We start from the raw sequence: 9,770 nt of genomic DNA on the forward strand, positions 1-9,770 counted from the left end.
CGCTAAGCACCACTGCGAACCCCCGGAACCGGAATTGGAAATCGTGTAAGGGCATCCCCCTTCACGGGTTCGAATCCCGTATCCTCCGCAGGTCAGAGCCCCGGAGCGCGACATGCGCCCGGGGCTTTGTCGCGTCTCGTCCCGATTCCGTCCTCGGTCGTGCTTTCCGCGGATACTCTGCTCCCGGGCGCGCACGGGAGGTCCCGGAGTGCGCTAGTGTGTCGGTTTCGATGGTTCCTCTGCTCGTCCCGGACCGCACCGCCGGGAAGCCGGCGTGATCTCCCGCACGGATCCGAGGGCGGAACGATCCGTGCTCCGTCCCACCCACCGCGCGCTGCGCCGCCTGCTGCCGAGCAGCAGGCGGCCCGCGCGCATGGTCGTCACCGGCTTCGGTTTCGCCATCCTGGTCGGAACAGCACTGCTGATGCTGCCCACCGCCAGTGCCGACGGCACATCCACGAACTGGGTGACGGCCCTGTTCACCGCGACCTCGGCGGTATGTGTGACCGGCCTCGTCGTCGTCGACACCGCCATGCACTGGTCCCTGTTCGGGGAACTGGTCGTGCTCGGCCTGATCCAGATCGGCGGGATCGGCATCATGACCCTGGCCTCCCTGCTGGGGCTGCTGGTCACCAAGCGGCTGGGGCTGCGGATGCGACGCACCGCACAAACGGAGACCAAGAGTCTCGATCTCGGTGACGTTCGCTCGGTGATCGCGGGCGTCATCGCGGTCGGCCTGACCGTGGAGGCACTGACCGCGGGGGCTCTGACCGCACGGTTCGTCATCGGATACGGCCTGCCCCTGGGACAGGCGAGCTACTTCGGCGCCTTCCACGCCGTTTCGGCGTTCAACAATGCCGGATTCGCGCTGTACCCCGACAGCCTGACGCGCTATGCCACCGACCCGTGGGTGTGCGTGCCCGTACTGGTGGCCGTGGTGATCGGCGGGCTCGGTTTTCCCGTGCTGTTCGCCATCGGACGGCGGCTGGGGGGCGAGCAGCGCCGATGGCCACTGCACGCGCGGATCACCCTGCTCACGTACGGCGCCCTGGTCCTGCTCGGCACGATCACGGTGACCGCGTTCGAGTGGACCAACCCCGACACCCTCGGCCCTCTCGGCACGGGCGGAAAACTGCTCACCGGACTCTTCCACGGCATCTCCCCCAGGACGGCGGGGTTCAACACCGTCGAGGTCGGCGAGATGCACTCGGCGACGCTGCTGGTCACCGACATCCTGATGTTCATCGGCGGTGGCAGCGCCGGTACCGCAGGAGGGATCAAGGTGACCACTTTCGCGCTGCTGGCGTTCGTCATCGCGGCTGAGGTCCGTGGCGTGTCGAGCGTGCACGTCATGGGTCGTAAGCTTCCGGACGGGGTGCCACGTCAGGCTCTGACGGTGGCGCTGCTCGGTGTCGGCATGGTCATCGCCGCGACCCTGACTCTGCTGCTTCTCAGCCCGTTCGGGCTCGACGCGGTGCTGTTCGAGTCGATCTCGGCGTTCGGCACGGTCGGCCTGTCCACCGGCATCACCGCCGAGCTCCCGGATGCGGCCCGACTCGTGCTGGTGGTGCTCATGTTCACCGGCAGACTGGGCCCCATCACCCTGGCTTCCGCGCTGGCTCTGCGTGAACGCGGCCGCCGCTACGAACTACCGGAGGAACGACCCATCGTTGGCTAGAGACAACCAGAGCGCGCGCCCTTCCCGCGTCGTGGTGATCGGGCTCGGCAGGTTCGGCAGCTCGGTGGCGCTGGAACTCGTCGAGCACGGCTCCGAGGTGCTGGCTCTGGACACCAGGTCACACCTGGTGCAGCAATTCTCCGAGGAAGTCACCCATGCCGCCGTCGCCGACAGCACCGATCCGGAGGTGCTGCGCCAGCTCGACGTGCCCGACTTCCACCGCGCCGTGGTCGCGATCGGTGACGACCTCGAAGCCAGCATTCTGACGACCTCCGTGCTGGCCGACTTCGAGATCCCCTCCATCTGGGCCAAGGCGGTCAGTCGCAGGCACGGGAGCATCCTGGAGCGCGTGGGCGCGCATCACGTCGTGCTGCCCGAGCACGACATGGGCGAACGGGTGGCCCACCTCGTGACCGGTCGCATGCTCGACTACATCGAGTTCGAGGACGACTACGCCATCGTGAAGACCCTCGCACCCGCCGCGGCCGCGGAACGCCCGCTGGGTGACAGCAACATCCGGAGCAAGTACGGAGTCACCGTGGTCGGAATCAAACGTCCCGGCCAGGGATTCACCTACGCCACGGCGGAAACCGTGCTCCACCGAGGTGACATCCTCATCGTCTCCGGCCGGTCCCGTGACGTGGAACGTTTCGCCGACATCACCTGACGGCGCACTCCGATCGAGGTGCGTGCACACCCGTTCACGGGTACTCCACGGGTGCACGCATCGGCGACCGAAGGAGCAGCAGATGTCCACTGGTGATCAGCGGCCGGCGGCCTACACGGGATTCAACCGGATGCCGCTGGGCGGTGAATGGCGCTCGGGGAGTTCCGGATCGGTGAGCACCGACGTCAACCCCTACACCGACGAGACCCTGACGGAGATCCCGCTCGCCGACGCAAGCGATGTCGACCGTGCCTACCAGGCGGCCAAGCAGGCACAGAGTTCCTGGGCGGCGACTCTGCCCGGTGAACGCAGCGAGATGTTCCGCCGAGCGATCTCGGTCATGGACGCGCGCAGGCAGGAGATCGTCGACTGGCTCGTGCGCGAGACCGGCGGCGTACGCGAGCGGGCCGAGTTCGAGTGGGGACTGGTACGGGCCGGGATGGCCGAGGTCGCCTCCTACCCCTCCAGAGTGGCCGGAAGCATCCTGCCCGGAACCGTGCCGGGCAAGGAGAACCGGGTCTATCGCCAGCCGGTCGGGGTCGTCGGAGTGATCAGTCCGTGGAACTTCCCCTTCCAGCTGTCCCACCGCTCGGTGGCTCCGGCGCTCGCACTCGGCAACGCGGTCGTGCTCAAACCGGCGGGAGACACCCCGGTGACCGGGGGGCTGCTGCTGGCGCGGGTCTACGAGGAAGCGGGGCTTCCACCCGGACTGCTCAACGTGGTGATCGGCAAGGGCAGTGAAGTCGGCCAGGCTCTGGTGACGCACGACGCTCCGCAGGTGATCTCCTTCACGGGGTCGACTCCGGTGGGTGAGGGGATCGCCCAGCAGGCCGCGCTGAAGAGATGCGCCCTGGAGCTCGGTGGCAACGGCCCCCTGGTGGTGCTCGACGACGCCGACATCGAACGCGCGGTGGATGCCGCGGTGTTCGGTTCGTACTACCACCAGGGGCAGATTTGCATGGCGACGAACCGGGTGATCGTCGACGACTCGATCCACGACGACTTCGTCGAGCGGTTCACTGCTCGTGTCCGGGCCTTGCGGTTCGGCGATCCCGATGATTCGGCCACCCAGATCGGCCCGATCATCAACGACAGCCAGCGCGACTCGATCCAGGACAAGATCTCCCGCGCGGTCTCCGACGGTGCCCGGTTGGTCGTCTCCGGTGATCCCGTCGGACCTGCCGGGCGTGTCCTGCCACCCCACCTCCTGCTGGGCACCAACGAGGTGGCAACCGCCGCCGAGGAGGTGTTCGGGCCCGTCTCGACGGTCATCCGGGCCAAGGGCGAGCAGGAGGCGTTGCAGTTGGCCAACGACACCGAGTACGGCCTGGCCAGCGCGGTCCACACCGCCGACGTCGAGCGGGGTGTGCGTTTCGCGCAGCACGTGCAGGCGGGAATGACGCACGTCAACGACACCACGGTCAACGACGAACCGAACACCGCGTTCGGGGGTGAGAAGGCTTCCGGCATCGGGCGCTTCGGTGGCGAGTGGGCCATCGAGGAGTTCACCACCGATCACTGGATCAGTGTCCAGCACCAACCGCGGGACCTGCCCCTGCAGCCCGGCTGAGATCGAGGCGTCGAAGCGCTCGTCCGGAGCCGGGAAGATCCGCCGGACCGTGTCCGGATACGACAAGGCCGGACGCCGGGATCCCGACGTCCGGCCTTTGCCTGCGGTAGCGGTGGGATTCGAACCCACGGGGGCTGTTAACCCCACGCGATTTCGAGTCGCGCTCCTTAGGCCGCTCGGACACGCTACCGCCAACCAGCGTAACGGACGGGAAGCCGCTTTCGACGAGGGGGCCGGGCCGCTCCACACACGCAGGGAGGGCCGCCCCGCAGTGGGGCGGCCCTCCCTGCCGGTTCGGAACGAGAACGGTGTGCGTACGCGGTCTTCCGCCGCGAGGGCGGGATCGCCGGTCTCTCAGCGGCTGCCTCCGCGGCCGCGGAACCGCTCCTTGGCGTTCTCCACGGCTCCGGCCGCCTTGTCCTTGGCCTGCTGACCGGTTTCCTTGGTCTCGCCCTCGAGACGGTCGCGCTTGCCCGCGTTGCGCATGTCCTCGTTGCCGCCGACCCGGCCCGCGGCCTCCTTGGCCTTGCCGGTCCACTGCTGAGCCTGCTGCTTGACCTTGTCGAACGTGCTCATCGCTCTCTCCGTTCGCGTGGGTCCGTGCACCCGATGACTACCCACCTCCTCCCCCGAGCGAACTTACGAGTGAGCTATATCACATCTCGGTGATGGGCGAAGAAGTCCTCCAGCAGGGCCGCGCACTCCTCTGCGAGCACACCGCCGACAACTTCCGGACGGTGCCGGGACCGCCGATCGCGCACCACATCCCACAGCGAGCCGATCGCCCCCGTCCGGGGCTCCCACACCCCGAACACCACCCTGGCCACCCTGGCCAGGACGAGCGCCCCGGCGCACATCGTGCACGGCTCCACGGTGACCGCGAGTGTGCAGCCCTCGAGCCGCCAGCCGTCACCGTGGACGGCAGCCGCCGACCTCAACGCCAGCATCTCGGCATGTGCCGTCGGGTCCCCCCGCGCCTCCCGCTCGTTGCGCGCGCGGGCCAGCACGGTGCCGTCCGGACCCACCACCACCGCACCGACCGGAACATCCCCGGTGGACAGAGCCTCGGGTGCGACCTCCAGCGCCGCACGCACCAGCGCGCGATCCTCGCCGGGACTCACTGGTCGAGCCGCTCCATGAACCCGCTGAACTGCTCACCGAAACCGCAGCGCTGTGCGATCATCTCCAGCTGCTCGTCCGGGTAGAGGTCGACCTCTTCGACGATCACCAGCATTTCCCCCTCCGGCAGGCCGATGTCGGCCAGGAGGGCCAGATTTCCCTCCGGCCACACCTCGTCGTCCTCCTCGTCCGGAGGGTCGGTGCGCAGGAGATCGAGTACGTCGGCGGCGATGTCGTAGTCCAGGGCCGCCGCCGCGTCGGACAGCAGCAGGTCCACGCCACCGGGAACGGGACGGACCAGGACGAAGAACTCGTCGTCCACATTGAACATGCCGAACACGGCACCGGTGGACCGAAGCCCGCGCAGTTCCGTGATGGCGGTGTCGAGACTCGCCAATACCGAGCTGTCCATCGCGCTGCACCGCCACCGGCCGTCTTCACGCACTACGGCAACGGCGAAGCCCGCGACTGGCTCCTGGACCGTCATGGGAACACCGTAAAACGCATGAACGCCACCCGAAAGCACCAGCGTGCTCTCGTCCCCTTCCGAGTTGGTTTTCGGCCCGAAGGGCCGCCCGACGAGTGTCCCACCGCGCCGGGAAGACCCGCCCGCCGGTGATGCGGCGAGGTCTCGGGCAGGATGGCCCCATGCGAGCCGTGTGCGTGATCGGACTGGGACTGATCGGTGGGTCGGTACTGCGCGCCGCGACGGCGGCGGGCCGCGAAGGATGGGCCGCCACGGCCTCGGAGGTCGACGCCGCAGCGGCACGCGACGACGGCTATTCCGTCGAGGGCACGGTGGAGGATGCCTTGCGCCGGGCGGCTGCGGAGGATGCGCTGGTCGTGGTCGCCACACCTCTGACCTCTGTCCGCGAGGTCCTGCGGAAGGTGGCCTGGCACGCGCCGGAGGCGTGGTTGACCGACGTCGTCAGCGTGAAGGACCCGGTGAGCATCGAGGTCGGGCAGCTGCTGCCCGGAGCCCGCTACGCCGGCGGGCACCCCATGGCCGGAACGTCGTCCTCGGGTTGGTCCGCGGGATATCCCGAACTGTTCTCGGGCGCCGCGTGGGCGGTCACCATCGAGGAGGGCACCCGCGGCGACGCATGGCGCGAAGCCGCCGCACTCGCACTCGACTGCGGGGCGCGGGTGGTCCCGGCTTCGGCGGCCGAGCACGACAACGCCGTCGCCCGCATCTCGCACCTGCCCCACGTGCTCGCCGCCGTGCTCGCCGCCGTCGGATCCGATGGCGGCGAGTTGGCGATGTCACTGGCAGCGGGATCCTTCCGGGACGGGACCCGGGTCAGTGCCGGTTCTCCCGAGCTCATCCGGGCCATGACCGAGGGCAACCGTGCCGCCCTTCTCGACGCGCTGGACGACACGCTCGGACGCTTGGGGGCGGCCCGGGGGGCCCTGGCGTCCACCGGCTCCCTGAAGGCCACTGTGGATACCGGTCACCAGGCCCGGCGGAGGCTGGAGGAACTGGGGAGCATCGAGCGGGAACGCACCACGATCCCTCTGGACGCTCCGAACGCACTGCGGCGTCTCCGGGAGATCGGCGAGCGAGGCGGTCGCATCATCGCGCTGGAGGACGATACCGCCATCGCCGAGGTCTCCCCGATGGAATGAGACTCGGGCAGGGTCCCCGAGCCTCGTTCCGAGGCCGCGCGCCCGTCCGACCGCCCACAGCTCTATCCCGACGGCGCCGCTTGGGTCACGATGGGGCCATGGCCCGCGCCCTGCTGCTCGACGCCGCCCGGACGCCCTTCGGGCACTATCGCGGCGGCCTGTCCGGTGTGCGCGTGGACGACCTCGCCGCCCTGCCCCTGGCCGAGCTCCTGCGCCGCCACGGCTCCTCCGGCAGCGACAGGCTCGACCCGGAAAACATCGACGACATCCTCTACGGCAACACCAACGGAGCGGGCGAGGAGAACCGCAATGTCGCCAGGATGGCCGCACTGCTGGCCGGGCTCCCCGCCACCGTCCCCGGCGTCACCGTGAACCGCCTGGGCGCCTCCGGCGGCGAGTCGCTGGTACAGGCCGCCCGGGCCGTACGGGCCGGCGACGCGGAACTGCTCGTGGCCGGGGGCGTGGAGGGCACGAGCCGGGCACCGTTCGTGATTCCCAGGGCCGAACAGGCGCTGCCCGACCGGCTCGAAGTCGTGTCCACAGCATTCGGCTGGCGCCTGGTGAACCCGAAAATGCCCTCGGAGTGGACCGTACCGCTGGGACGCGCGGCCGAGCAGGTCGCAGTGGAGTTGGGCATCACACGCGCCCGGATGGACGCCTACGCGCTGCGCTCGCACCGGCGCGCGGCCGCAGCTTGGGACGCGGGAGTGCACGACGGTTTCGCCTTCCCCGTCACGACGCCCGGTGGTGGTGTGCTGCGGCGCGACGAGTCGGTGCGGGCCGACACGAGTGAGGCCAAGCTCGCCAAGCTCTCTCCGGCGTTCTCCTCGGAAGGGCCGGTGACGGCGGGGAACTCGTCGCAGCCGGGCGACGGAGCGCTCGCCGCCCTGGTCGGAACCGAGCGGTGCGCCGAGCATCTCGGGGTGGAACCGCTCGGGGAGCTGGTGGGCAGCGCGGTGGTCGCGGCGGAACCACACCGGTTCACCCTCGCCCCTGTTTCCGCCATCCGCCGGTTGCTGGACCGGCTCGGCGCGACCACCGGGGACGTGCACCTGTGGGAGATCAACGAGACGTTCGCCGCGGTGGTGCTGTCGATCATGCACCACCTGCAGGACGTGGACCGGGAGCGGGTGAACGTGCACGGGGGCGCGATCGCTTACGGCCACCCGCTCGGGGCCTCGATGCCCCGGACCGTGGTGGACCTGTGCAGGCACCTGCGCCATCGGGGCGGCGGCCTCGGCATCGCCGCCGCCTGCGTCGGCGTCGGGCAGGGAGTGGCCATCGCCGTCCGGGTCGGCTGAGAGCGCACCACGTCGACACGTTCTCGCCTGTCGACGCCACCTCCGAGAACCATTTCCCCGAAAAGCGATCCCGAACATGAAACCATTCCGGGATTTCCGGGGCGCCATCGATGTCCACGCCTTTGATCGTCGAGTATTTTTCGGGTTTTCCGCACAATGTGGTGAAACGAAGGATCTCGGGTGGCTTCCCGGAAACACCGGCAGGTAAACATGGAGCGGCAAGCAACCGGTTCGGATTTTTCCGGATACGCATTCGGAGAATGCGAACCGGGAAAGAGACCCAAGAGGAAAGGAAGACGCACGCATGCGTTCGCTCTCCCGCGCAGTTGTCGTCGGTGCCCTGGCCCTGCCCCTGGCTTTCGGAGGAGCGGGCCTCGCCGCCGCCTCGGACATGGAGCACGGCCACAAGGGTAAGGACGGCGGGGACCGCTCCTACTCCGAGACGCACAAGAAGAAGGTCACCACGAAGTTCGACTGGGACTGGAAGTGGAATTGGACCTACGTCGACGTCTCGGACAACCAGGTCATCAACGCCGGCATCATCAACCGCTGATCACTGTCCGCGGCACCCACGGGGCCCCGCAGGCAGCGGGGCCCCGTCCGGGGCCATCGCTTCCGTGCGCTGTTCCCGGAAAGCCGAGTTCCGCCCGGATCAGGGAATCATCCCCACAGCGGCATAACCGGCCATTTCCTCCCGTCCCGGTGCGGATTCACCCGTCCGGTCCGGACGCCACAACGGCGGATGCACCAGTCCCGGTTCCACGAGCTCGAACCCGTCGAGCAGTACCGCGATCTCGGTGCGGGTACGCATGGTCATCGGCGTCTCCGTACGGGAGTACAGCGTCTGGTGCTCCGCTGCCGCCTGCTCGTGCCCGTCCTGGGAAGCATGGGACAGGGCCAGGTAACTTCCCGGCGCGAGCGCGTCCCGGTACCGCGCCACGAGGCCGGCCGGATCGTCGCTGTCGGGAACGAAATGCAGGACGGCCACCATCAGTAGCGCGATCGGCTGGTTCCAGTCCAGCAATCCGTCCAGCTCGGGATTCGCCAGGAGCTGCTCCGGCTCGCGCAGATCCGCTTGCACGATGGTGGCCCGCTCGTCGTCGGCGAGCAGGTGCCTGCTGTGGGCCACCGCAACGGGATCGGAATCGACGTAGACGACCGAGGAATCGGGGGCCGTCCGCCGGGCGATCTCGTGCACGTTGCCCACGGTGGGCACGCCGGAGCCCAGGTCGAGGAACTGGCGGATGCCCGACTGCGCCAGGAACCGCACGGCACGGCCGAGGAAGTCGCGGTTCGCCCGGATCAGTGTGGGCAGGCTGGGCCACATCTCGATGGCGCGTTCGCCCATCTCCCGGTCGACGGCGAAGTTGTGGAAGCCACCGAGATAGTAATCGTAGACGCGGGCGGCATTGGGACGTGTGAGGTCGACGTCCTCGGAAACCCAGCTTGGTCGCTCCACCGGTCCTCCTCTTCCCCGTGCGGGTGTTCGAACATCAGTGAATCACCCGCAGTGCTCCCCGAGCCACCCTGTGCGAGCCCTCGCGGGCGCCGCATCGTGACCGGGCACTTCTACGGCCGCCTGTGCCAGGAAGACCGAGAAGCGTTCTCGGCCGAGGCACGGCGCCTCTCCGACGAGCTGATCGTCCTTGATTCCGCCCTGCGCCCGGGCGTAGCGGGCGAGCAGAACGTGCCGTCACCGCCGGCTCGCACGGCGCCGGACAGCAAAAAACCCCCAGCGCACCGGGGGTTCCAAGCTGTCTCGACCAGACGTGCGCCCGTAGGGATTCGAACCCCAAACCTTCTGATCCG

General features: G+C 68.8%; 10 protein-coding genes and 1 tRNA gene. 6 read left to right on the forward strand and 5 right to left on the reverse strand.

The window, feature by feature from the left end; genetic code table 11:
• Positions 1 to 373: 373 nt before the first annotated feature.
• The 3 genes from DFQ14_RS20835 to DFQ14_RS20845 all read left to right on the forward strand — a co-directional run bounded on the left by DFQ14_RS20835 (position 374) and on the right by DFQ14_RS20845 (position 3,915).
• Positions 374 to 1,678, forward strand: a complete 1,305-nt coding sequence (locus DFQ14_RS20835; RefSeq protein WP_114455071.1) for a TrkH family potassium uptake protein — start codon at positions 374 to 376, stop codon at positions 1,676 to 1,678.
• Complete coding sequence (locus DFQ14_RS20840; RefSeq protein WP_246195883.1) at positions 1,671 to 2,345, forward strand: potassium channel family protein; 675 nt, start codon at positions 1,671 to 1,673, stop codon at positions 2,343 to 2,345. Before DFQ14_RS20835 ends, DFQ14_RS20840 begins: the two co-directional genes overlap by 8 nt.
• Before the next feature lie 82 nt (positions 2,346 to 2,427).
• A complete protein-coding gene (locus tag DFQ14_RS20845) occupies positions 2,428 to 3,915 on the forward strand; it encodes an aldehyde dehydrogenase family protein (protein ID WP_114455039.1) in 1,488 nt (495 codons plus the stop codon).
• A 104-nt stretch (positions 3,916 to 4,019) separates the two neighbouring features.
• Here the strand turns inward: DFQ14_RS20845 and DFQ14_RS20850 are convergent.
• The 4 genes from DFQ14_RS20850 to DFQ14_RS20865 all read right to left on the reverse strand — a co-directional run bounded on the left by DFQ14_RS20850 (position 4,020) and on the right by DFQ14_RS20865 (position 5,521).
• Positions 4,020 to 4,105, reverse strand: a tRNA-Ser gene (locus DFQ14_RS20850).
• A gap of 164 nt (positions 4,106 to 4,269) precedes the next feature.
• Entirely contained in the window at positions 4,270 to 4,491 is a 222-nt protein-coding gene (locus DFQ14_RS20855; RefSeq protein WP_114455040.1) for a CsbD family protein, read from the reverse strand.
• A gap of 74 nt (positions 4,492 to 4,565) precedes the next feature.
• Positions 4,566 to 5,036 (reverse strand): nucleoside deaminase, encoded by a 471-nt coding sequence (locus DFQ14_RS20860; RefSeq protein ID WP_114455041.1) that lies wholly within the window; start codon positions 5,034 to 5,036, stop codon positions 4,566 to 4,568.
• Positions 5,033 to 5,521: a tRNA adenosine deaminase-associated protein gene (locus DFQ14_RS20865; protein WP_114455042.1), complete on the reverse strand. Its 489-nt coding sequence runs from the start codon at positions 5,519 to 5,521 to the stop codon at positions 5,033 to 5,035. Before DFQ14_RS20865 ends, DFQ14_RS20860 begins: the two co-directional genes overlap by 4 nt.
• 161 nt (positions 5,522 to 5,682) lie before the next feature.
• Between DFQ14_RS20865 and DFQ14_RS20870 the strand changes: the two genes are divergently transcribed.
• From DFQ14_RS20870 to DFQ14_RS20880, 3 genes are all read left to right on the forward strand, one after another.
• On the forward strand, positions 5,683 to 6,660 hold the full coding sequence (locus tag DFQ14_RS20870) for a prephenate dehydrogenase (protein WP_114455043.1): 978 nt from the start codon (positions 5,683 to 5,685) through the stop codon (positions 6,658 to 6,660).
• 98 nt (positions 6,661 to 6,758) lie between these two features.
• The gene (locus DFQ14_RS20875) at positions 6,759 to 7,961 is read left to right on the forward strand and encodes a thiolase family protein (protein WP_114455044.1); all 1,203 of its coding nucleotides are present in this window, start codon (positions 6,759 to 6,761) and stop codon (positions 7,959 to 7,961) included.
• Between the two features lie 304 nt (positions 7,962 to 8,265).
• Positions 8,266 to 8,514 (forward strand): hypothetical protein, encoded by a 249-nt coding sequence (locus DFQ14_RS20880; protein WP_114455045.1) that lies wholly within the window; start codon positions 8,266 to 8,268, stop codon positions 8,512 to 8,514.
• Between the two features lie 99 nt (positions 8,515 to 8,613).
• Here the strand turns inward: DFQ14_RS20880 and DFQ14_RS20885 are convergent, their stop codons facing one another.
• Positions 8,614 to 9,420 (reverse strand): SAM-dependent methyltransferase, encoded by an 807-nt coding sequence (locus DFQ14_RS20885; RefSeq protein WP_114455046.1) that lies wholly within the window; start codon positions 9,418 to 9,420, stop codon positions 8,614 to 8,616.
• Positions 9,421 to 9,770: the final 350 nt, after the last annotated feature.

This window comes from Halopolyspora algeriensis (assembly GCF_003337235.1).
Lineage (GTDB): Bacteria > Actinomycetota > Actinomycetes > Mycobacteriales > Pseudonocardiaceae > Haloactinomyces > Haloactinomyces algeriensis.

What these genes read in the sequence shown, in the direction of transcription:
- DFQ14_RS20845 (WP_114455039.1), top strand. Translation starts at nt 2,428, where the DNA reads ATGTCCACTGGTGATCAGCGGCCGGCGGCCTACACGGGATTCAACCGG.
- DFQ14_RS20870 (WP_114455043.1), top strand. Translation starts at nt 5,683, where the DNA reads ATGCGAGCCGTGTGCGTGATCGGACTGGGACTGATCGGTGGGTCGGTA.
- DFQ14_RS20855 (WP_114455040.1), bottom strand. Translation starts at nt 4,491, where the DNA reads ATGAGCACGTTCGACAAGGTCAAGCAGCAGGCTCAGCAGTGGACCGGC.
- DFQ14_RS20865 (WP_114455042.1), bottom strand. Translation starts at nt 5,521, where the DNA reads ATGACGGTCCAGGAGCCAGTCGCGGGCTTCGCCGTTGCCGTAGTGCGT.
- DFQ14_RS20875 (WP_114455044.1), top strand. Translation starts at nt 6,759, where the DNA reads ATGGCCCGCGCCCTGCTGCTCGACGCCGCCCGGACGCCCTTCGGGCAC.
- DFQ14_RS20880 (WP_114455045.1), top strand. Translation starts at nt 8,266, where the DNA reads ATGCGTTCGCTCTCCCGCGCAGTTGTCGTCGGTGCCCTGGCCCTGCCC.
- DFQ14_RS20835 (WP_114455071.1), top strand. Translation starts at nt 374, where the DNA reads ATGGTCGTCACCGGCTTCGGTTTCGCCATCCTGGTCGGAACAGCACTG.